The organism is Nocardia araoensis NBRC 100135 (assembly GCF_000308435.1).
Classification (GTDB): Bacteria; Actinomycetota; Actinomycetes; order Mycobacteriales; family Mycobacteriaceae; genus Nocardia; species Nocardia araoensis.
The window spans coordinates 1-22,704 of the sequence record NZ_BAFR01000057.1 but is presented as its reverse complement, the minus strand read 5'-3'; the positions used below and the strand labels follow the sequence as shown (position 1 = coordinate 22,704).

The 22,704-nt window shown below is 69.1% G+C and carries 19 protein-coding genes; 6 read left to right on the top strand and 13 right to left on the bottom strand.

Annotated features, from left to right (window positions below; genetic code table 11):
* Together ON21_RS08005 and ON21_RS08000 are read left to right on the top strand one after the other, a co-directional pair.
* Complete coding sequence (locus ON21_RS08005) at positions 1-1,194, top strand: serine hydrolase domain-containing protein (RefSeq protein ID WP_039796846.1); 1,194 nt, start codon at positions 1-3, stop codon at positions 1,192-1,194.
* Between the two features lie 101 nt (positions 1,195-1,295).
* Positions 1,296-1,643, top strand: coding sequence for an iron chaperone (locus ON21_RS08000; protein WP_039796857.1), 348 nt, complete (start codon positions 1,296-1,298; stop codon positions 1,641-1,643).
* 4 nt (positions 1,644-1,647) lie between these two features.
* On the opposite strand, the gene ON21_RS07995 is transcribed toward ON21_RS08000, so the two are convergent.
* The 3 genes from ON21_RS07995 to ON21_RS07985 all read right to left on the bottom strand — a co-directional run bounded on the left by ON21_RS07995 (position 1,648) and on the right by ON21_RS07985 (position 4,580).
* On the bottom strand, positions 1,648-2,778 hold the full coding sequence (locus tag ON21_RS07995; protein WP_039796845.1) for an NDMA-dependent alcohol dehydrogenase: 1,131 nt from the start codon (positions 2,776-2,778) through the stop codon (positions 1,648-1,650).
* A gap of 143 nt (positions 2,779-2,921) precedes the next feature.
* Complete coding sequence (locus ON21_RS07990; RefSeq protein WP_039796844.1) at positions 2,922-3,452, bottom strand: DinB family protein; 531 nt, start codon at positions 3,450-3,452, stop codon at positions 2,922-2,924.
* A 72-nt stretch (positions 3,453-3,524) separates the two neighbouring features.
* A complete protein-coding gene (locus ON21_RS07985) occupies positions 3,525-4,580 on the bottom strand; it encodes a phosphotransferase family protein (protein WP_039796843.1) in 1,056 nt (351 codons plus the stop codon).
* Between the two features lie 89 nt (positions 4,581-4,669).
* Here ON21_RS07985 and pabB point away from each other — a divergent pair, with 89 nt between their 5' ends.
* Positions 4,670-6,883, top strand: a complete 2,214-nt coding sequence (gene pabB, locus ON21_RS07980) for an aminodeoxychorismate synthase component I (RefSeq protein ID WP_039796842.1) — start codon at positions 4,670-4,672, stop codon at positions 6,881-6,883.
* A 15-nt stretch (positions 6,884-6,898) separates the two neighbouring features.
* On the opposite strand, the gene ON21_RS07975 is transcribed toward pabB, so the two are convergent.
* Positions 6,899-7,390 carry a hypothetical protein gene (locus ON21_RS07975; protein ID WP_051020458.1) on the bottom strand — a complete coding sequence of 164 codons (492 nt, stop codon included), beginning with the start codon at positions 7,388-7,390 and terminating at the stop codon, positions 6,899-6,901.
* Positions 7,391-7,474: 84 nt separating this feature from the next.
* Here ON21_RS07975 and ON21_RS07970 point away from each other — a divergent pair, with 84 nt between their 5' ends.
* Positions 7,475-9,493, top strand: a complete 2,019-nt coding sequence (locus ON21_RS07970; RefSeq protein ID WP_039796841.1) for a TerD family protein — start codon at positions 7,475-7,477, stop codon at positions 9,491-9,493.
* 7 nt (positions 9,494-9,500) lie between these two features.
* Here ON21_RS07970 and ON21_RS07965 read toward each other — a convergent pair whose 3' ends face one another.
* The 4 genes from ON21_RS07965 to ON21_RS07950 form a co-directional block, all read right to left on the bottom strand.
* Entirely contained in the window at positions 9,501-10,226 is a 726-nt protein-coding gene (locus ON21_RS07965; protein ID WP_039796840.1) for a TetR/AcrR family transcriptional regulator, read from the bottom strand.
* Between the two features lie 8 nt (positions 10,227-10,234).
* Positions 10,235-11,464, bottom strand: a complete 1,230-nt coding sequence (locus tag ON21_RS07960; protein WP_039796855.1) for a cytochrome P450 — start codon at positions 11,462-11,464, stop codon at positions 10,235-10,237.
* A 219-nt stretch (positions 11,465-11,683) separates the two neighbouring features.
* Positions 11,684-13,105 (bottom strand): DUF1254 domain-containing protein, encoded by a 1,422-nt coding sequence (locus ON21_RS07955; RefSeq protein ID WP_039796839.1) that lies wholly within the window; start codon positions 13,103-13,105, stop codon positions 11,684-11,686.
* Between the two features lie 227 nt (positions 13,106-13,332).
* Positions 13,333-13,626, bottom strand: a complete 294-nt coding sequence (locus tag ON21_RS07950; protein WP_039796838.1) for a hypothetical protein — start codon at positions 13,624-13,626, stop codon at positions 13,333-13,335.
* A 316-nt stretch (positions 13,627-13,942) separates the two neighbouring features.
* Here ON21_RS07950 and ON21_RS07945 point away from each other — a divergent pair, with 316 nt between their 5' ends.
* On the top strand, positions 13,943-14,218 hold the full coding sequence (locus ON21_RS07945; protein WP_039796837.1) for a hypothetical protein: 276 nt from the start codon (positions 13,943-13,945) through the stop codon (positions 14,216-14,218).
* A 73-nt stretch (positions 14,219-14,291) separates the two neighbouring features.
* On the opposite strand, the gene ON21_RS07940 is transcribed toward ON21_RS07945, so the two are convergent.
* From ON21_RS07940 to ON21_RS07925, 4 genes are all read right to left on the bottom strand, one after another.
* Positions 14,292-15,578 (bottom strand): vWA domain-containing protein, encoded by a 1,287-nt coding sequence (locus ON21_RS07940; protein ID WP_039796836.1) that lies wholly within the window; start codon positions 15,576-15,578, stop codon positions 14,292-14,294.
* A gap of 216 nt (positions 15,579-15,794) precedes the next feature.
* Positions 15,795-16,700 carry a glucosyl-3-phosphoglycerate synthase gene (locus ON21_RS07935; protein ID WP_039796835.1) on the bottom strand — a complete coding sequence of 302 codons (906 nt, stop codon included), beginning with the start codon at positions 16,698-16,700 and terminating at the stop codon, positions 15,795-15,797.
* Positions 16,701-16,791: 91 nt separating this feature from the next.
* Positions 16,792-18,477 carry an MFS transporter gene (locus tag ON21_RS07930; protein ID WP_051020457.1) on the bottom strand — a complete coding sequence of 562 codons (1,686 nt, stop codon included), beginning with the start codon at positions 18,475-18,477 and terminating at the stop codon, positions 16,792-16,794.
* A complete protein-coding gene (locus ON21_RS07925; RefSeq protein ID WP_039796833.1) occupies positions 18,474-19,895 on the bottom strand; it encodes a condensation domain-containing protein in 1,422 nt (473 codons plus the stop codon). The genes ON21_RS07930 and ON21_RS07925 overlap by 4 nt, the downstream gene beginning before the upstream one ends.
* A 235-nt stretch (positions 19,896-20,130) precedes the next feature.
* On the opposite strand from ON21_RS07925, the gene ON21_RS07920 reads away from it, so the two are divergent.
* Entirely contained in the window at positions 20,131-21,189 is a 1,059-nt protein-coding gene (locus ON21_RS07920; protein WP_245562505.1) for an alpha/beta hydrolase, read from the top strand.
* A 19-nt stretch (positions 21,190-21,208) separates the two neighbouring features.
* Here ON21_RS07920 and ON21_RS07915 read toward each other — a convergent pair whose 3' ends face one another.
* The gene (locus tag ON21_RS07915) at positions 21,209-22,657 is read right to left on the bottom strand and encodes an SDR family oxidoreductase (RefSeq protein WP_373281113.1); all 1,449 of its coding nucleotides are present in this window, start codon (positions 22,655-22,657) and stop codon (positions 21,209-21,211) included.
* Positions 22,658-22,704 lie beyond the last annotated feature (47 nt).

Sequence of the window (22,704 nt, the reverse complement as noted above, 5' to 3'; positions counted from 1 at the left end):
ATGAGTGAAACGCCCACTGTTCACGGCGACGTCGCGTCCGGTTTCGAACCGGTCGCCGACGCCTTCCGCCGCAATTTCGAACGCCACGGTGAAATCGGCGCCGCCGTGGCCGTCTACGCGGGCGAGCGCCCCGTGGTGGACCTGTGGGCCGGGTTCCGCGATCGCAGGCGCACGCTGCCGTGGCAGCGGGACACGATCGTGCCGGTGTTCTCCTCCACCAAGGGGATGGCGGCGTTCACCGTCGCCGCCGCGGTGGCCAAGGGTTTGCTCGACTACGAGCAGCCGGTGGCGAAGTACTGGCCGGAATTCGCCGCCCACGGCAAGGACGCGGTCACCGTGCGCCAGCTGATCGATCACCAGGCGGGGTTGTCCGGCCTGAGCGAGACCGTGCGACTGCCCCAGATCGCCGACCTGGACGGCCTCGCGCCGATTCTGGCGGCGCAGAAACCGGCTTGGCGGCCCGGCACCAGGCACGGCTATCACGCCATCACCCTCGGCCTGTACCAAGGCGAGTTGCTGCGCCGGGTCGACCCGCGCCGTCGCACGCTCGGGCGGATCTTCGCCGAAGACATCGCCGCACCGCTCGGCGTCGATTTCTTCATCGGCCTGCCCGCCGAGCAGAGCATGGACCGCATCGCCACGATGTCGGCCACCCAGGGCTTGGACGTGCTGCGCTATGAACGCGATCTCCCGCTGCGCATCGGCGCCGAGATCTACGCCAAGCGGGGACTGTCCTACGCGGCGCTGACCAACCCGCGCTGCGGGGCTCCGGCGCGAGCGACCCGGCGCGAGTTCCTCGAAGTGGAACTGCCGGGGTCCAACGGAGTGGGCAACGCTCGCGCGCTGGCCAAGGTCTACGGTGCGGCCGCCGGTCGCACCGGCGCACTGCCGATCGATGACGACCTGCTGGACCGGCTCGCCGCGGCCGAGACCGCCGACGACGTCCCCGCCGAGGACCTGGTGCTGCACACCAAGAGCCGCTACCACCTCGGCTTCCGCAAGTCGCGCGGCACCTTCCGCTTCGGCTCGGACAAACGCGCCTACGGCACCACGGGTCTGGGCGGCTCGTTCGGCTTCGCCGATCCCGGAACGGGGCTCGGTTTCGGGTACACGATGAACCGGCTGGGTCTGGCCGTCCTCGACGACGTCCGCAGCCGCAACCTGCGCGAAGCTCTGCTGCGCTGCCGGATCTGAGGCGCGCCGAGTCCCCGGGATTCCCGAATCCGGTACCCGGGGCTGCCTACACTCACGAAGCCAGGGCCGACCAGTGACCGACCGTGGAATCGAGGGACCTCGTGGCAGACCGACCCGCCACCGTCGACGCATACCTCGCCGCGTTCCCCGAGGACGCGCGGCAGATCCTCGACGGGATCAGGCGCACCATCCAGGCGGCCCTGCCCGACGCCACCGAGGCGATCAGCTACGACATCCCCACCTTCCGGCTGCACGGCCGCAACATCGTGCACTTCGCGGGCTGGAAACAGCACGTGAGCCTCTACCCGGTCCCGGACGGCGACCCTGCGCTGGCGCGCGAACTCGAGCCGTACCGGGCGGGCAAGGGAACGCTGCGGTTCCGGCTCGGCGAACCGGTGCCGTACGAGTTGATCGCACGGATCGCCACCGCGCTCGCCGGGCGGCGGTGAGGCTCTACCAGTCGGCTTCGGTGTACTTGATGATCCCGCGGATGTTCTTGCCGTCCAGCATGTCCTGGTAGCCCTGGTTGATCTCCTCCAGGGAGTAGCTGCGGGTGACCATGTCGTCCAGGTTGAGCTGGCCCGACTTGTACAGCGACAGCAGGCGCGGCGCGTCCTGGCGGGCGTTGCCGCCGCCGAAGATGCAGCCCTTCACCGTCTTCTGCAGCATCGACAGCAGGAAGCTGTTCAGTTTGACGTCGTTCTCGTCCATCCGGCCCATCGAGGTGACCACCAGGGTGCCCGCCTTCGAGGTGAGGATCAGGCCCTCTTCGATGTACTCGCCGTGCATCTCACCCATGGTCAGGATGACCTTCTCGGCCATCCGGCCCTCGGTGGCCTCCATCAGCGGCATGATCGCGGCGGCCATGCTCTCGTAGGTGTGCGTGGCGCCGAACTTCTGCGCCTGCTCGCGCTTCCACGGATTCGGGTCGATCGCCACCACCTTCGACGCGCCCGACAGCACCGCGCCCTGCAACGCGCTCATGCCGACGCCGCCGATGCCCGCGATGACCACGGTCTCGCCCGGAGCGACCTGGGCGACGTGGGTGGACGAGCCGAAGCCGGTGGGGACACCGCAACCGACCAGGCAGGCCACCTCGAACGGAATGCTCGGATCGATTTTCACCACGGAGGTGTGGTGCACCGTCATGTACGGCGCGAAGGTGCCCAGCAGGCACATCGGGATGACATTCTCGCCGCGAGCCTGGATACGGTAGGTGCCGTCGCTGATCGCCTGCCCCAGCAGCAGACCCGCGCCCAGGTCGCACAGCGCCATGTGTCCTGCCACGCAGGCCGGACAGCGGCCGCAGGCGGGGATGAACGACAGGATCACATGGTCGCCGACCTGGAGATCGGCCGGGCAGTTCGGGCCGAGCTTGGTGATCACGCCCGCGCCCTCGTGCCCGCCCATGACGGGGAAGGACGGCATCGGGGTCGCACCGGTCACGATGTGGTGATCGGAGTGGCACATACCGGCGGTCTCCATCCGGATCTGCACCTCACCGGCGACCGGGTCACCGACCTCGATCTCCTCCACCGACCACGGCTGGTCGATCCCCCACAGGATCGCGCCCTTCGTCTTCATTCCTGTCGACCCTCTCGCATGCACGTGCTTATATGTGACTGCACCCACAGTACGAGAAAAATGTAACGCGTTCTAGTGCCACTCGGAAAAAACGTCGACAGAGCGTGACCCATGAGCCGAACGCGTTACAGTTCCGCGACGCGTCAGCCCCGGACGTCGTGTACGTGATGCACGAGATCGTGCAGGATGTACCGGGCGAACGACTCCACCGTGAACTCCGCCCCGTCACTGCGCGCGCCGCGCAGACCACGTCGCTCGGGCGGCACCGATTCGAAGGCGCGCGCCATCCGTTCGGCGGCCTCCGCCAACTCCACGGCCACCCGGGCCGGGTCCTGCCCGTTGTAGCGGTCGGCGACCGCGGTCGCGTCCTGGTCCCAGTTCTGGAACCGCGGCGGCTCGCCCCCTGGGTCACCGGCCAGCATCAGGCCGAGGCGAGTGTCGGACATGCGGCACACGTCGCGCACGTGCGCGCCGTATTCCAATGCCGACCAGGTCGAATCGTCCGGCCGCAGGCGGACGTCGGGACGATCGAGCACCGCGGCGAAGCGGTCGGCGGCGTCCCTGGCCAGCGCGGGGACGGCTTCGTAGGTGGTCGCGGCGGCGTCGAAACCGCACTCCGGACAAGGACGCTCGAGCACCCAGGTCCAGTCCTTGATATCGGGAACGATCGGCATGCGCTCAACCTAGGCGCGGCCGGATCGCACCTTCCACCGATATCCGGTCAACTATCGGGCACATCCCGACAGTCACTCCATCAGCCGCTGCGCCCGCTCGAACAGTTCCAGCGTGATCGCGTGCAGGAAGTCGCCGACCTGCTTGGGGGCCTTCCCGGCGAACGCGCGGGCATGCGTGCCCTCCAGGACGATGCCGAGCTTGAAGCAGGCCAGCACGGTGTACCAGGGCATCGCGGTCAGGTCGCGATCGGAGAACTGCGCGTAGTGCGCGATCATCTCCTCGGCCGTCGGCAGCCCGCCGACCGCGCCGAGCTTGCCCACCAGGGCCGCCCCGGTGGTGCCCGGCTCCGGGCGGGTGGCGATCTGCCAGCCCAGATCCAGCAGCGGGTCGCCGATGGTGGACATCTCCCAGTCGACCATCGCCGCCACCTGCGGGCCGTCGAAGGAGAACATCATGTTGGCCAGATGGCAGTCACCGTGCAGGATGCCCGGGGTCCACTGGGCGGGGCGATTGCGGTCCAGCCACTCGCCCACGGCCGTCACGCCGGGGATCTCCGGGCCGGGGTAGCCCTCGTTGGCCGAATAGGACTCGAGTTCACCCAGCCAGCGCGGCACCTGGCGTTCCAGGAACCCCTCCGGCTTGCCGTAGTCGGCCAGCCCCAGCGCCTGGTAGTCCAATGCGCCGAGGCGCGCGATGGCCTCCACCGCGGACAGGCCCATCCGCCTGCGGATCTCCGGATCGCCCGCATGCAGCTCGGGCAGTTCGTTCTGCGGGTTGAACCCGTGGATCGGCTCCATCAGGTAGAAAACCGCGCCGAGCACCGACTCGTCGGTGCAGGCCGCGATCACCCGGGGCGCGCGGACCTCGGTGCCGCCCAGCGCGCCGAGCAGCCTGGCCTCGCGCCGGATCACGTCGTTGCTCTTGGGGCGCAGATGCTTCGGTCCGCGGCGCAGCACGTAGGTCCGGCCGCCGCGCGTGAAGCGGAGCATGATGTTCTGTGTTCCGCCGCCCAGCGCGGTCACGTCCTCGAAGTCACCCCCGGACAGACCCTGCTCATCCATCCACTTTCCGACGACGGTGAAGTCGACGACCGCGGGATCCACATCGACCGGTTGCGCAACAGACATGCCCCACATTGTGCACCACCCGCCGACCCGAACTGAAGGCATACGACAACAGTTGGCTCCGGCCGGTGCGGCGTAGGGTTTCGAGCACCATGCGCACGCTGTTGATCGACAACTACGACTCGTTCACCTACAACCTGTACCAGCTGATCAGCGAGGTGAACGGCGTCGAGCCGACAGTCGTGCGCAACGACGAGGCGCGCACGATCGCCGAACTCGATCTGGAACGCTACGACAACGTTGTCGTGTCACCGGGGCCGGGGCGGCCGGACGTGGCCCGCGACGTAGGGATCTCCCTGGCGGTGATCCGCGACAGCGACCTGCCGCTGCTCGGCGTGTGCCTGGGCCATCAGGGGATCGTGGTCGCGGCGGGCGGGGTCGTCGCCGCGGCGCCCGCCCCTCGGCACGGATATCTCGATCGCATCGAGCACGACGACCGGGACCTGTTCGCGGGCGTCCCGCAGGGCTTCACCGCCGTGCGCTATCACTCGCTGTGCGCGCTGCGGCCGCTACCGGACGATCTGGAGGTCACCGCGCTGTCCGGCGACGGCGTCGTGATGGGCGTCCGGCATCGCACGCGACCGCAGTGGGGCGTGCAGTTCCATCCGGAATCGATCGCCAGTGAGTTCGGCGCCGCTCTGCTGCGCAACTTCGCGGAACTCACCGCGGCGCGCCGGAGTGCCTTCCCGGCGCCGCGCCCGTCCCTCGATGCCGGGCGCGCATCCGGCGCGGAGCCGGTCGCCGCGGGCGTCCCGCTTCCCGCCACGCGCGACGCGTCCTCGCCCGTGCCGCTCGCTGCCGAGCAGTTCCCCGCCGCGGCGACCGAACTCGAGCGTCCCGGCCGCGCGGTGCGAGCCGATGCGCCGGTGCCGCGAAGCTTCCGGCTCCAGCGGGCCGTCCTCGAACGGCCGATCGATACCGAGAGCGCGTTCGTCCAGTTGTACGCCAACTCCCCCACCGCGTTCTGGCTGGACAGCGAGCACGTCGAACCCGGGGCCGACCGGTTCTCCTTCCTGGGCGACGCGAGCGGTCCGCTGGCCGAGGTGCTGCGCTATCGCGTCGGTGACGGCGAGGTGACCGTGGAGTCCTCCGACGGACATCGGCGCACCGCGCCCGGCGGCATTCTCGAGTTCCTGGCCGCCGAATTGCGCGCGCGCACGCTCGAACTGCCCGAACTACCTTTCGATTTCGTCGGCGGCTATGTCGGCTATCTCGGCTACGAGGTCAAGGCCGACTGCGGCGGGAACGCGGCGCATCGCGCGCCGACCCCGGACGCGCAGTGGATCTTCGCCGACCGGATGGTGGTGGTCGACCACGTCGGCGGGCGGACGCATCTGCTGGCGCTGAGCGACGACCTGGAGACCGCCCGGGCCGCCGCCGACTGGCTGCGCGACACCCGCGAAACCCTCGACACCCTTCCGACCTGGACGAATCCACCGCCACTCGAGCTGCCGCCGGACGGTGACGCCGTCGCGCCGCTGCTCACCCGCGGCCGGGAGCGCTATCTCGCCGACATCGCGGTCTGCCGGCAACAGCTGCACGCCGGGGAGTCCTACGAGATCAACTTGACCGACAGCGCCACCATCCCCGCCGCCGCGGCCGACGGCCTGGACTTCTATCGCACGCTGCGCCGGTGCAATCCCGCCCCGTATGCCGCCTATCTGCGCTTCGACGATCTCGACATCGCCTGCTCGTCACCGGAGCGCTTCCTCAAGGTCGACCGCCGCCGCATCGTGGAGAGCAAGCCGATCAAGGGAACCGCGCCGCGCGGCGCGACGCCGGAGCAGGACGAGCGTCTGCGCCGCGAGCTGGCCGACAGCCCGAAGACCAGGGCGGAGAACCTCATGATCGTCGATCTGCTGCGCAACGACCTGGGCCGGGTCTGCGAGATCGGCAGCGTGTACGTCCCGAAACTGATGGCCACCGAGCAGTACGCGACCGTGCATCAACTGGTGTCGACGGTGCGCGGCAAGCTGCGGCCGGAGGTCGGCGTGGTCGATTGCCTGCGGGCTTGTTTTCCCGGGGGCTCGATGACCGGCGCGCCGAAGCTGCGCACCATGGAGATCATCGATGCGCTGGAAACCGAAGCGCGCGGCGTCTATTCGGGCACCATCGGATTCCTCGGGCTCGGCGGTACCGCGGACCTGAACATCGTGATCCGCACCGCCGTCCGCTACGGCGGGCGCTGGCGGATCGGGGCGGGCGGGGCCATCGTGCTCGATTCCGACCCGGCCGACGAGTACCACGAGGTCCTGCTCAAGGCGGCCGCCACTTTGCGCGCTGCTGCCGACCACGCGCATCGCTGAGGCCCCGTATCCCGGTTATTTGTGCCGCTTCTTCTTCCGGGGCGGCTCCTCGGCGGGCGCTTCCGGCGCGCTCAGGCCGGTCAGCTTGCCGAGCAAGGCGATGCCGGGCAGCTTCGCCAACCGCCCGAGCACGTCCTCGCCGAGGGAGATCATCCCCTCCAGCCGGGGCAGCAGCCGGTCGTAGGCGGCGAAGGCCGGATCGGCCAGCGCCAAGGTGCGGTCGAGCCGATCGATGGTGGAGTTGAGCCGTTCGATCGCGGTGGACAGGCTCTCTATCAGGCCGGGCAGTTGCGCGGCCAGTTGCGCGGACGCGGGCGGCAGCCGCACCGCCGTGTCGAACGCCGACGTCGCGGTCAGCTGGGCGGCTTCCAGCGCCTGGCCCGCGGCCGTCTGCGCCGCCTCCACCGCCGCCTGCGCGGCGGCCAGGACGTCGGCGGGGCCGGGCACGCGTCCACCGGGCAGCTTGGGGGTCGGCGGCCTACGACCCGGGCGTTTCGGGTTCGTCATGGGAACACTGTGCCGCACGCCCCGCCGAAGGACCGGCCCTCGCGCGTTCGGCGTGTCGGGGGGTCGTGGCATAGTTCGAACACCATGAAACTCAGCAAGGGCGCGAACGCAGCGGTACCGACATCCCTTCTAGCCGTGGTTGTTTCATGGCGATCGGAGCACACGGTGGACGCGCACGCCTTGCTGCTGGACGCGTCCGGCTCGGTGCGCTCGGACCGCGACCTGGTGTTCTACAACGCGCCGCGGCACGTCTCCCAGGCCGTCACGCTCGATCAGGAGCCCGCGCCGGGCACCGCGCGGCTGAGCGTCTCGCTGCCGCGCACGGAAGCCGACGTCGACCGCATCGTCGTCTCCGGTTCGGTGGAGGACGGCACGTTCGGCGATATCCACGGGCTCACCGTCGCCGTGCACTCGGTCGACGGGGCGGTCGTGACGTTCGAGATCGACGACTCCGACGCGGTGCCCGCGCTGATGTTCGGCGAGTTCTACCGCCGCGACGGACAGTGGCGGTTCCGCGCGATCGGCCAGGGCTGGTCCAGCGGACTCGCCGGATTGGTGAGCGAGTTCGGCGTCCAGGTCAACGATCCCTCGACGCCCGCACGCACCACTCATCCCACCAACCCGTTCCGGGTGCGCCGCCCGGCTGCCGATCCGTCCGCGCGAGAACCGCTTGCCGCGGCCGGAGCAGAACCCGCCGCCGAACGGGCCGCGCGGCACGACCCGGCCCGACGCTTCGCCCACGGATCGTTGCCCTCCGGCCCCCCTCCGCGCAACGCGGAATCTCCCGCCGGAGTCCAGCGAACGGACATCGCGGAGAACGCGTCGGCCCAACGAGAACCCGCTCGCGCCGACGACTCGTCCGGACGGCGGGAAGCGACCGAAGCGCGTCCAGGGGGCTCGGGCGTCGACTCCCCTGCCCGGCCACGCACCGAAGTGCTCGACCGCGCGGACACCTCTCTCCTGCCGGGGCCGCACACCCACCGCACGGTCGACCTCCACCGGCGCAGCCGCGATACCGCACCGCCCGCTCCGCCGCCCCCGCACCCCGAGCTCGCGGACTGGCACCCCGATCCGGAAAACCCGCAGGTCATGCGCTGGTGGGACGGCACAGCATGGACCGAGGACCGGTTCCTACCACCTCCGCCCGGCCACCGCCATTGCGCACGCTGCGGAAACTCATTGCGCCGCAAATTCTTCGGCGGGTTCGCGCCGTGTCAGCGATGTGCCGAGGAGATCGAGGAATACCTCACCCACTGGCACACCCGGGCGTGGCGGGTGCTCACCGGCCAAGGGCCGCGCGGCCCCGAGTGGGCGGATCTGTGGGCGTCGTTGCGGTACCAGCGCATCGACGCCGAAGCGGGCCGCGCGGCCTTGCGCGACGCTGCGCTCAGTTACGTGGAGCGGCTGGTCACCTTCGCCTTCGCCGACGGTGAAGTCCGGCACGCGGAACTGGAGCTGTTCGAGCACGCGGTGACCGAACTCGCGCTCGGCGGACCGCTCATCGAGGATCTGCGCAGGCGAATGCATCGCGGGAACACCCTCTACCGACTGCGCACGGGCGACCTGCCGGTCGTCCGCACACCTGGCCTGCACCTGGACCCCGAGGAGACGGTGCACCTCGACCTGCCCGCGACCCACGTGCGTCAGCTCGCACGCGGCCCGAAGCTCACCGAGGGCAGGCTGATCGGCAGCAACAAGAAGCTGCGTTTCGTCGGCGTCGACACCGGCATCGAGATGCTCTGGTCACGAGTGGTTTCCGTGCACGCGGAACAGGGGACGGTGGTGGTCGCGGCCACTTCCGCGCGCGGCGGCGCGACCTTCGCCGTCGACGATCCGGACTACGTCTCGGCCGCGCTGGAAGGGGCGCTGCGCGTGGCCAAACGTCTGGTCCTCACGCCAGGCCAGCGCGACACCCGCAACATCCCGCAGGAGGTGAAGGCGGAGGTGTGGCAGCGCGACGGCGGCCGCTGCGTCGAATGCGGCGACGGCCACTACCTGGAGTTCGATCACGTCATCCCGCTCAGCCGCGGCGGCGCGACCAGCGCGGCCAACCTCCAGATCCTGTGCCGCGCCTGCAACCGGGCCAAAGGGGCCCGCATCTAGTCCCGTCTCACTCGCCGAGCAGGCCAGCGGTGCGGCCCAGATCGGCGAGCATCGCGTCGAACAGGATCTCCGGATTGTCCAGCGGTATCGGGTAGTTCCCGAACACCTCGAGCGTGACGTGGCCGTAGAGCCGCGCCCAGATCTGGATCATCAGGTACGTCACCCCGAGATCCAGTTTCTCGGCGGGGAACTTCTGGCCCGACTCCGACAGCGCCGCCAGCAGTTCGGTCTGGAAGTGCACCAGATCCTCGCGCAACTCCGGCGGGATGACGTCGGTCGAGGGCGTGACGATGTCGTAGTTCGCCAGCAGCCTGCCCGCCGCGGCCAGGAAGATCCGGCCGAAGGGCTCGTCGAAGCGGCGCAGCGCGCGGGCCTGGCCCGCGCCGGGCGAGGCGAACACCAGGGTGAACTCCCTGGTGTGCGTCAGCGCCCAGCGCCGGAAGCCACGGCAGATGGCGAAGAACTGCACGGCGCCGTCGTCGGGCAGCGTGGCGATCTCGGCGGTCAATTCCTCGGCCAGGTCGGCGCAGAAGTCCAGCCGCAGCCGCTCCAGCAGGTCTTCGAGCGAGTCGTAGTACCGGTACAGCGCCGGCGCGGTGACACCGAGTTCCCGCGCGATGGCGCGCAGGGTGACCGCGTCGGGCCCGCGCTCGACCAGCAGCGCGCTGGCCACCCGCCGGATGTCGGCGTCGGTCACCACCGGCGCGCGGCCCCGTGGTTTGGACTGTTGCACCGATCGATTCAAGCGTATTCGACTTCCCAGCGCTTGATCCCGTTCAGCCAGCCCGACCGCAGCCGCACCGGCTCGGCCACCTGGCGCAGGTTGGGCATCACGTCGGCGATGGCGTTGAACATCAGATCGATCTGCAACCGGGCCAGGTTCGCGCCCACGCAGTAGTGCGTGCCGGTGCCGCCGAAGCCCACGTGCGGGTTCGGATCGCGCAGCACGTCGAAGGTGAACGGATCCGCGAACGCTTCCTCGTCGAAATTGGCCGAACTGTAGAACAATCCGAGCCGCTGACCCTTCTTGATCTCCTGGCCGCCGAGCACGGTGTCCTGGGTCGCGGTGCGCTGGAAAGCGGTGACCGGCGTGGCCCACCGGACGATCTCGTCGGGCGCGGTGCGCGGACGCTGCTGCCGGTAGATCTCCCACTGCTCGGGGTGGTCCACGAACGCCTTCATGCCGTGGGTGATCGAGTTGCGCGTGGTCTCGTTGCCCGCCACCGACAGCAGGATGACGAAGAACGCGAACTCGTCGGAACCGAGATGCTCGCCGTCGATGTCGGCGTTCACCAGCTGGGTGACGATGTCCGAGGCCGGGCAGGCGCGCCGCTGCTCGGCCATGTTCCAGGCGTACCCCATCACCTCGGCGGTGGCGGCGTGGTGATCGCCTTCGAACTCGGGGTCGTCGTAGGAGATCATCTGGTTGGACCAGTCGAAGATCTTCTTGCGGTCCTCCTGCGGGATGCCGATCAGCTCGGCGATGGCCTGCAACGGCAGTTCACAGGCGACCTGTTCGACGAAGTCGCCGCTGCCGGAGTTCTTGGCCTCGTGCACGATCCGCGCGGCGCGTTCGGTCAGCGCGGCGCGCAGGCTCTCCACCGCCCGCGGGGTGAAGCCCTTGGAGATGATGCGGCGGGTCTTGGTGTGCTTGGGCGGGTCCTGGTTGAGCAGCAGCATGTCGCCGAGCATGTCGATCTGCTCGCGCGTGGTCTCCTCGTTGAACCGGATGATCGCGGTGTTCTCGTGCGAGGAGAAGATCTCGGGGTTCTTCGAGATCTCCTTGATGTGCGCGAGCTTGGAGACGACCCAGTAGCCGCCGTCGTCGAAACCGCTGGCCCGATCGGACTGAGCGCACCACCACACCGGGGCGGTGCGGCGCAGTTCGGCGAATTCCTCGATGGGCAGGCGGGTGGCGAGCAGGTCGGGGTCGGTGAAGTCGAAACCCGTCGGGATCGAGGGCGTGGTCACGGTCACGGCTAACTCCTACGGCGGTCTGGGCGCAGACCTGACGAACACGGTCAACACTGATGCAACCACAGAACCAGGCTTCGTGAACAGCGTTTAGTAAAACGCGTTTACTTTTTGTGGGTCAGCGCAGCGCGATCAGCGGCGGCGGCTGCCAACGCCCCTCCAGGACGGCCGCCTTCGGAGCGAACAGCGCCAGGCTCGCCGAGAACGGGTCGGTGGTCAGAGCACCGGTGACAGCGGCGGCGGACGCCAGCGCCCCTGGACGGCCTCCGCCTTCGGGCCGTACAGGCGCAGAGTCAGGGAGAATTGTCCCGATTCCGGGATGGGTAGCCAGTTCCCGGCCGCGACCGCAGGCCCCGGGGCGGCGTACTGCACCGCGATATCCGCGGAACCGTCGGAGTTGATCGCGACCGGATCCGGATGGCCGACCACGTAGATCCCCGCCGGATTGGACACCAGGTAGTTGTCGGCGTCATAGGCGGTCAGTGACCAGAAGTCATCGACGGGCGGCAACTGGCCGGGCGCGAAGTGCAGCCGGAATCTGCCCGCGGCGCCGCCGGCTTCCGTCGACGCGAACAGCGTCGGATAGTAGGCGTTCTCCGTCATCAGGCTGGCGCCCAGCGCCACGTGGGCGATGACGGCGCGCAGCAGATAGTTGGTGCCGAACCTGCCGACGTCGGGGTCGACCAGCCAGCCGTTCTCGTTGACCGTCCGCGCGCCGAGAGACACCGGGATCTGCTGCCGCGCGGTCTCCACCGCCGCAGTGAGTTCGGCATCCGAGATGCCCTCGACTGTGCCACCCGGCCGGATCCCGATCTTCTCGAACCGCCGCATGGCGGGCGCGTCCTCGGGCGCGGGCGGGTTGGTCGACAGCAACGCGCACATCCGGTCGAAGAACACCCGCGGGGCCATCCCGGCGACCCACTCGGGTGGCGTCTGTGTGCTGGCCTGCCCGGTCCCGGCGGACGCCTGCGGCTCGACGCCCGCCGCCCAGGCGCTCAACGGCACCAAGCGCAATCCCTCTTGCGCGGCGCGCACCGCCGGGAGATCGTTCTCGCCGTCGACCTGGATCCGGATGATCAGCCAGACCGTGGGCGTCGGCATCGGCAACGGCGTGAGACCTTTCGGCAGCGCACCCGACCACCCCGGACCGGTCACCGCATAGGTGTACGGCGGCCCGGCCGACTCAGTTGCCGGCCGACGGCTGCTCGGGTTGTGCACGTTATTCGTCCAGGCGTCCGTCACCTTGGCCAGCCAGAACCGGCCCTCGCCCATCGCGGGGACGCTCAGCACCATCGGCTCGCTCGCCAGATCCAGCCACGCGGTGGAACGCAGCGTGTCCCGGTCGAGCCGAACCACGTCTCGCTGCGCCGGGGTGGGCAACGAGGCGGCGTGATGGAAGCGGTTGATGGGTGTGACCATCTCCGCAGCCACCCGGGTAACGTCCAGCAGCACCAGAGGGTAGCCGAATATGTAGGCGTCTTTGGCGATCGTGGCAGCGTCACCCGGGACGGGATGCGGCCCGGAATCCTGCCCGAATCCGCCGCATGCCGCTGATCCGAACGCGGCCATCGACGCCGCCGCGATGCCGAGCGCCTTGCGCCGCGACATCGTGAGCTTGCCTTCGGTCCTCTCGTCCATGATCCGCTCCGCCTCCGATCCTATCGGCACCGCGATTCCGCACCGGAGTGCGACTGCACTCCGCGACGGAAACCGCAGCTCGAGGCATGTGCGGAAGAGAAGACGGAACTGCGCTCGGCTTCGAACGACGCCCGGCGAACCAGGCGCATCGGCGATCACGACCCGGAGGTGATCTGTTCACCGCGTGTTCGCCGCCACGGCGAGAACACGCCCGCGCGCCGCCGGGCTCAGAACTCCAGGACGGTGTTCATGATGGTGCCCGCACTGGTGGCGACGACCCCGCCGAGCATCGCGCCCGCGATCATCTTCGGCGACTGCAATCCGCCGCCGCTCCACTTCTCCCAGGCGAATCTGCCGCCCGCGTAGATGATGCTGACGATGCCGGACGCGAGCGCGAACCAGGTCAGATACCGAACGAACTTCAAGAGCTTGTCCGCCAGCGGCGGCGCCTCCGGGGTCGGATTGCCGATCTGCGCCAACGTCGTGAACGAATCGCCGACCGACGCCAGAATGATGCTCACCGTCTACTCCCTCTACGCTCGAATACAACCCTGCCGCCGACCAGCCGCTTTACGAAAGCTGTTCGACCACCGATGAATTCGGCCACGAACCAGGATACGGGCACAGACACCGCCGTGGTGTGCGCACGGCGCGGAACCTCCGCATCCAGCGGCGAGACCGGCAGCACGTTCCGAAGTCCGGCTACCCGGGCGAGGGCGCGGGAAACACGAACTTCTCTGCGCTGCATGGACCTGACTGCATCGGGGCGAGCGAACGGATACGATCTTCTCAGCGAATCACTTGCCCCTGTCCCGAATCCAGAATGAGCGAACGACGATGATCCTGGCCGCCGCTTACGACACCCTGGCGCAGATCGGCAACCCCACTCCAGAAGCACCGCCGATCTCCGACAAGTTCCTCCAACTGGTCCGCTACCTGACGTGGTTCGTGCTCCTGTCGGGCATCTGCGGCATCATCTACGCCGGTGGCCGCTTCGCCTGGGAGAAGTGGACCGGCGGCGGCCTCGAGTCACCGAAGATGGTGGCCGGAGCCATGATCGGCGGGGTGATCGCCACCAGCGCGGGCACCATCATGAACGCCGTCATCGGCTGATCCGCGACGAACCGGATACGCACGCGTCATAGCTTTTCGCGATGACGCGTGGAGTTCGGTGGGCAGGATGGCTTCAGCGGAGGATGCCCGCGCGTCGAGCGGCGCGCAGCCAGTCCGGGAACTCCCCGAGCAACCGTGCGTAGAGCTGCGCGTCGTCGACCTGATCGATGTCGTCGAGGGCGAAGAAACCCGCGTTGTCGACCGCGCGGTCGGACAATTCGTCCAGAGCGCGCAGCAGACCGTAGTTGGCTCGACCCAGGCCGACGAACTGCCAGAAGGCAGGCAGCAGCGAGGCTCGGCGCATCAGCGCCGCGATCTCGCGTTTCTTGGCGAAGCCGCCGTCGGTGAAGAACAGCACGAGCGTCGGACGGCCACCCGGCCGCAACGAGTCGATGATGTCGCGCATGACCGGTAGCTCGTCGTTGCGGCCGCCCAGCCGGTCGTAATCGATGTCGCCGTGGGTTCCGCCGAGATGCAGATAGGTCCGGGTCCACTCGTCACCGTGCTCGACGGTGATGTCGGGCAGCTTGGCGAAGGAAAGGGCGTACAGGTACGCCTCCAGCGTGCCGTCGTCGTCGAGCTGGGTGGCCACCGGAATCATCCGCTGCACGACGCGGTGCACCACTTGATCGCGGTACTGCCGTTGCATGCTGCCGGTCTTGTCGATGACCAGGATCACCCGAGCCCGAACGCCGAACGCGTCGTTGTCGATGAGGACCTTCGCGACCTCACGCTTGCGCAAGTCCAATTTCGCGCGCTTCTCGAAGGAGAGCTTCGCCTCGCCAGGAACGGTGAACACCTCCGCCACCGAGGCGAACCCTGGCTCGGCCCGATCCGGGGATGCAACGTCCACACCGGACGGTTCCTCCTCCACGCTCACGCCGTGATCGGTGACCAGCGCGGCGAACCCGCCCGCATAACCTTGCCCGACCGCGCGCACCTTCCACGCGCCCTGGCGGCGATACAGTTCGAGCGCGATCACCACGGATTCGCTACCCAAACCTTCGATGCGGTACTCGTACAGCACGTTTCCCGCCGCGTCGGCGACTGTGGCGACCGGAGGAGTGAATCCGCCGAAGGTCTGCGCCGGATCGTCCAGCGTGAGCACCGCGCGCACCTGCGCGATGTCCGCGGGCAGTCCACCGAGCGAAACCGACAGCGCGCCGGGCGTTCCCGCCACCAGCGACACACCCGGCGCTCTCGGCTGATTGAAGAAAACGAAATCCGCGTCCGACCGCACGCGCCCCGCTTCGGTCACCAGCAGCGCCGACACGTCGACCGCGGCCTCGGTGCGCACCGACACCGATACGTGAGCCACGTCCAGTACACCGTTCTGACCCTTGATCAATGCCGTACCCATCCGAGACTCCCAGCCGTCGCCACCGCCGAACCGCCACCGGGATCAGGGTAAGTCCGGCAACGCGCGGATGCCGAGTGTTCGCCGCGCCGATATCCGTTCGTCCGCAAACGCCTTCGCGATCGCCGTAGCGCACCATGGCGGCATCACGGACTCCGCCCATGCCCTTGACACCACCGACGAACCACCCGGTCGATTCCGGCAGCGCGCACACCGCCGTCATCGAACACCGGTGCCGGTCAGCGTGGCCATCGGCGGCCGATCGGCCGCGGGCGCCGCTCCCCGCACCGCACGCCAGCTCGAGCCGTCCGGAAGATACTGCGTCAGCGCGGCGCCCGAATCGGGGATGCCGAGCCGGTCGAGCAGCGTCGCGATCATCTGCCTGCTCATCTCGGCCAATTCGGGCAGCGGCCGATTGCGGTGCACGCGGGCGCCGAGATCGACCTGCCCGATGGCGCTTGCTCCGTGCCTGCGCCAGGTGTCGACCACGATGCCGATCTCGACGCCGTAGGCGGGCGCGAACGGCAACGAGCGCAGCAGTTCCCGAGTGGCCGCATACTCGCCACCCAACGGCTGGCGCAACTCGGCCAGCTCCGGCGCGAGCGCGGTGAGCAGCGGCCGGGCCACGAGTTGAGTGACGCGTCCGCCGCCGTCCGGCGCGTCGCCGAACGGGCGGCGGTAGAACCCTTTCACCAACCGCAGCCGGTCGTCGGACAGCAGCGGCGCCAGCAGCGACGGCACGAACCGCGGGTCGGGAGCGACGAGATCCGCGTCGACGAACACGATGAAATCACCGGAGGCCACCGCCAGCGACCGCCACAGCACCTCGCCCTTGCCCGGGCACGGCGGCACGGCGGGCAGCGCCTGCTCGCGGGAGTACACGGTCGCGCCCGCCGCTCGGGCGCGGGCGGCGGTCCGGTCCGTGGAGCCGGAGTCCAGCACGATCAGTTCGTCGACCAAGGTGCCGACCAGACCGCGGATCGAGGCGACCACATCCGCGACGGTGTCCTCCTCGTTCAGGGCGGGAATCACCACCGAGACGGTGCGGTGCTGCTTGCGTTCGAGTAGTTCGTCGTGCGACCACATGCGGTCGTAGTGGACGACGCCGGGAGCCGGTGGCGTCATGCGAGAGTGTCCTTTCTCAGGGCCATCGTTTTCGTTCGTCATGGCCGACCGGAAATCGGCCCGAGTTCGCCGGGGTGAGTTCGCTGACCCGTCACGCCTCGAGCGACGCCGGTGAACCGCGCTGAGGTACCACGCCGGTCTCCTGTGGCTTCCCGTTGCGCGGCGGCAGCGCGAGACTGAGCACCACGAGCACCAGCGCGGTCGCCGCGACCACCCACAGCACGGTGACGCAGGCGGCGAGGAAGGTGTGTGCGGCGGCGACCTGTCCGGCCAGGCCCGCCCCCGCTCCGGGACAGGTGTGCGCGTCGAGGTGCGGGGTGGGCGAACGCAGCGCCGATTCCGCGCAGTCGGCGAACGACGTGACGACACCGTCGCACTGCGCGAGCGTCGCCGGGGAATTCGTCACCGATCCCGCCAGAACGGCTTTCGCATGCCCGACACCGAGGTCGGTGTCGGCGTCGACCCGGCGGAAGAACAGCGCGCCGAGCACCGCCACTCCCAGCGAACTGCCGACCTGCTGCACGGTCGGCACCGTTCCGGACGCCGAACCGGTCGCCCGTTCCGCGACAGCCGCCATCATGGCCGCGGGCAGCGGCGCGGCGAACAGCCCCATCCCGGCTCCCGCGGCGAACACCGGAGCGGCGAGCCGCCGCAGATCGATCGCCGCCGCGCCGGGATCGACGATCACCGCGATGACGACGACGGCGATCGCGAACACCAGCACACCGAGGGTCAGCCCGCGATTGCCGAGCCGAGCCACCAGGATCGGGGAGGTCAGTGCGCCGCACGCGCCGCCGATCGCGAAAGGCGACATCAGGATTCCGGTCCGCAACGCGGTGAATCCCAGCCCGGATTGCGCCGTCACCGACACGATGAACAAGAACGCGGCGAAGATCCCGAAGAACAGCAGGGTGAGCACGGACCCGACCGCGAAACCCCGGTCCGCGAACAGATCGATCCGCAGCAGTGGGCTGTTCCCGGCCCGCAACCGCCTGCGCTGGTGCCAGCCGAACACGAGAAGCAGCCCGAGCCCGGCGCCGATCACCCCGAACAACTGGGGCGGCCAACGCTGCTCCCGACCGGCCGCGAGCGGATACAGCAGAGCGACCAGCCCGCCGGTCGCCAGCAGCGCGCCCGCGACGTCCAGCCGTTCTCGGGTCGGGGGCGTGCCGACGTGCAGGTGCCGATGGGCCAGCAGCAAGCCGAGCAGGCACGGCGGAACGTTCAGCAGGAAGATCGCGCGCCAACCCAGACCGAACGGATCAGCGGCGATGATCGCGCCGCCGAGCAAGGGCCCCACGATGGCGGCGAGGCCGGCGGCCGCCCCGTAGAGACCGAAGGCCAATGGCTGCTTCTCCTTTGGAAACACCGCACTGATGATGGCGATGACCTGGGCGGACATCGCGGCGGCTGACAGACCCTGGACGGCGCGCGCCGCGATCAGCTCAGCGGGCAGATGGGCCAGGCCGCACCACACCGAGGCCATGGTGAACGCCGCCATGGCGCCGAGGAAGACGCGCCGCCGCCCGATCGACTCCCCGATCCGCGCGGCGGTCATCAGCGTGCCCGCGAAGGCCAGGCTGTAGCCGGCCACGACGAACACCTGCGCCGAACCGGGCGCCGCCAGTTGCCTGGCGATGCTCGGCAGAGCGGTGTTGACGATGGTCATGTCCAGCATCTGCATGAACACCGCGAGCAGGCAAGCGCCCAGCGCCGCCCACGCCCCCGAGCCGACCACCGGGGGCCTTCCGGTGCTCGTGCTCGCCCGCGTGCTCATGGCAGGGCGCCGACCCGCACCGCGCGGTCGCCTTTCGCGGCGACGTCGGCCACGATCGTCTTCATGGCCGTGACGTAGCGCCCGATCGCCTCGTGCGCTTGCGGGGTGTCGGGGAACAGCACGCTGAGCGTGGTGACGTCGGTGAACCTGTTGATCCAGATATAGACTTCGCGCGAACTGCCGCGATTGGCGAACATGCCGCCGTCGATCTTGTCGAACATCTCGACGCCGGCCATCTTGCGGATGTCCAGGTAGGACAGCATGCGCGCGGACCAACCCGGCCGGGTGCGGATACCGAGATCGGGCGGCGCCAGTTGCAGTGCCCGGTGCAGGGACACGTCGGTCAAGTCCTTGCCCTGGTCGTATGCCTGCTGGGCGGCGGCCACCACGTCCGTGAACGACTGCTCGGCGCCCACCGGGAAGGCCACCGGGATGAGATTCGTGTACCAGCCGACCGAGGCTGCCTCGCCTTCGGTGCGGCGCGTGTTCACCGGTGTGAGACCGAAATACCAATCGCCGCCCGCCATTTCGATCTCCGCGAGAGCCGCGGCGGCGAACAGTCCGCCGGTGAACCGGCCGTCGTGCGCCCGGCAGGCCTCCTCGAAGCGCACCGCACCCGGTTCGTCGATGAGGACGGTGGTCACCTGCGCGCCACGGACGTGTTCGTCGCCGTCGACCCACAGGTCCACCGGAAAGCCGGGAACGTCACCGCCGTTGCGCCGCAGCAGATCCAGCCAGACGGTGATCTGCGGTGAGTCGGCGGTCAGCTCGGCGCTGTAGCGGCGCTCGCGTTCGCAGTACGCGATGTGACCGGTCACCGGCGCGGGAGTCAGGCTGCCGCCGGACAATTCACTGCCGTAGAGGGTCAGCAAGTCCACGCACGACAGCGCCTGCGCCACACCGTCGGTGTGCAGGTGATCCACCGCCGCGTACACCGTGAACGACTCCGCGTGCTCGATGACGCCGAAACTGAAGCAGTCCCAGTCCAGCGGGCCAGGCGTCTCGGCGAGAACGTGCGCTCGGATGTCGTCGCTGTCGGTGTAGACGCCGTGTTCGGTCGGCGCCACCCGGATGTCCGCGGGATCGAGCACCCGGCGCTGCACGCGATCCTCCTGAGTGAGCACGAACCAGCTCCAGAACGTGTCGTGCCTGCGCAGGAAGGCCTCGACCGTGCGCGTCAGCGCGGCATGATCCGGGACACCGGGAATCGTGAACGCGATCATGCACACCCGCGAAACGCGGAAGCCCGCATCGGCATTGCGGTGTGTGGTGCGCAGATATTCCTCCTGCTGATGCGACGGCGGCGCCGGATGCACCGGGGCTCGGCGCGCCGCGGCGAGCGATTCCGGCGCAGCGCGCCAACTGGTGAGCTTTCCGGCCGTGGGATGCCATTCGTCGATGAAACCGAAATTGACCACAGGTGTTCTCGATTCGTGCGGGCGAGGAGAAATCCTCGGCTGAACCCCCATGACAGTTAACGACTTCGATCATCCGACAACCATGGGTAGCACGGAATCTTGTGACCACCACCAGCGTTCCGCGCGGGCGGCTCGTCGAGTCTCCCAAGAATGCGCTCGAGCGCTTGCCGGACGGCTCGGCCGCGCCCTACGTTCGCCACCACCACAGTCCACGAACCAGGTTCGGAGGTCTTGCGTGCGGGCACGAACGACATGCGGGCCGGGCGCGATCATCACCGCCATCGCCGTCGCGATCACGCTCGCCGTGACACCGCTGTCACCGGCTTGTCCTGCGGCGACAGCGGAACCGCCTGCCGCATCGGGACCGGATGGCGACGACGGCGCCCGAGTGGCCGGCATCGAACCCGGCACCGGTCGCCTGATCGAAGTGCGGGTCCATTCCGCCGCGATGGGCGCCACCGTCGCGGTAAAAGTCATCCGCGCACCGGATAATTCGTCCACCGCTCCCACGTTGTATCTGCTCAACGGAGCGAGCGGCGGCTCGGAAGGAAGCAACTGGCCGAATCGAACCGATGTCGAGGAATTCTTCAGCGACAAACAAGTGAATGTCGTCGTACCCATGGGCGGGGAGGGAAGTTATTTCGCGGATTGGCGGGCGGACGACCCGGTGCTGGGCAGGCAACGCTGGACGACATTTCTCACCAGAGAACTGCCACCGCTGATCGACGCCACTTTCGCGGGCAACGGCGCCAATGCCGTCGCAGGCATCTCCATGGCGGCCACCTCGGTTTTCCAGCTCGCCCTCAACGCGCCCGGGCTCTATCGAGCCATAGGCTCCTACAGCGGATGCGTCCGCACCAGCGACCCGCAAGGCCAGGCCATGGTCGCCGCCGTCGTCGACCACTGGCGCGGCAACGCCCTCAACATGTGGGGCCCGCCCAGCGATCCCCGATGGGCCGCCAACGACCCGTACCTGCACGCCGAACAACTGCGCGGCACCGCCATCTACGTCTCCACCGGCACCGGCCTACCGGGACCGTTCGACCGACCCGACGGACCCGGCATCGACGGCAATCGCGACAAACTCGTCAGCCAGCTCGTCACCGGCGGGCTCCTGGAGGCGATCATCAACCGGTGCGCCCACGACCTGAGCGATCGCCTGCGCGACCTGAACATCCCCGCGACATTCGACTTCAGACCGTCCGGCACGCACTCCTGGGGCTACTGGCAGGAGGACCTGCACAACTCGTGGCCGCTGATCGCCGCGGCGCTGGCTGGTCCCGCCACCGGATAGCGGACACTTCGGCAACTCCTCACCGCGCGCGAGCGGATTCCGCGGCGCCGGTGATATTGCGGGCCATCCCGCCGAAGACGACCGCGTGGAACGGCGCGATGGATTTCCAGTACAGGTGCCCGGCCAACCCGTGCGGTTCGAATACCGCGCACTGGCGGTAGGTGGCCCCAGGCCCGTCCGGCTCCACCGCGAGCTCGAGCCAGGCCCGTCCCGGCACCCGCATCTCGGCGCGCAACCGCAGCATCCGAGGTCGTTCGATCCGCTCCACCCGCCACCAGTCCAGCGCCTCCCCTTCGTGCAGCCGGTGCGGATCGCGGCGTCCGCGGCCGAGACCGACGCCGCCCGCGAGCCGGTCGATCCATCCGCGCAGCGACCAGGCCAGCGGGAACGAGTACCAGCCGTGCTCACCCCCGATCGCCTCGATCACCCGCCACAGCGTCGCCGGGTCGGCGTCGGTGTGCCGTTCGCGCACATCCCGGTACAGCGAACCGCCCGACCACTCCGGGTCGGTGGGCAGCGGATCCGACGGCGCGCCCGGCGGATGGGCGTCCGACCACCTGGTCGGTACGTCCAGATCGCGAATCTTCCGCAGCGCCAACACCACTGCTCGCCGGTAAGTGGTCAGCCCGTCCGGCGGGTCCGGGATGAGGCCGGCGATCGCATGATCGCGGCAGACCACGTCGTTGATCAACGACTCCATCAGCGGCACCGCGATCGCGCGCGGCACCGGGGTCACCAGATTCACCCACTGCGCCGACAACCACGGCGTCAGCACCGGCACCGGCACGATCAGCCGTCGCGGCAGCTGGGCCACCTCGGCGTAGTCGCGCATCATCCGCAGGTAGGTCAGCACGTCCGGGCCGCCGATGTCGAAGGCGCCGCCCGCGCCCGCCGGCAGCGTCGCCGCCTGCGTCAGGTAGTACAGAACGTCACGCACCGCGATCGGCTGGATCCGGTTGCGCACCCAGCGCGGGGTGACCATCAGCGGCAAACGCTCGGTCAGGTAGCGCAGCATCTCGAAACTGGCCGAGCCGGAACCGATGATCACCGCGGCCCGCAGCACCAGCGCGGGTACCTCGCCCGCTTGCAGGATCTCGCCGACCTCGGTACGGGAGGCCAGGTGCCGCGACAGCCGCTGCGCACCAGGGACGATGCCGCCCAGGTAGACGATCCTGATCAGCCCGGCGTGCGCCGCCTCGGCCGCCACCAAGGTGGCGGCCTCCCGGTCCACCTTGTCGAAATCCGCGCGGGTCAACGAATGGACCAGGTAGTACAGCACGTCCTGCCCCGCCAGCGCCGCGCGTACGTCCGCGGCCGAGGTCACGTCGCCCGCCACCACCTCGACGCGATCACGCCAAGGCGCCTCGGCGAGCTTGCCGGGGGTGCGCGCCAAGACGCGAACGGTGTGACCGGCGCGCAGCAACTCCGGCACCAGTCGTCCGCCGATGTAGCCGGTCGCACCGAACACCACGCATCGCACGGCAACCACCCTTTCGATGACCCGCTCAGGTGATG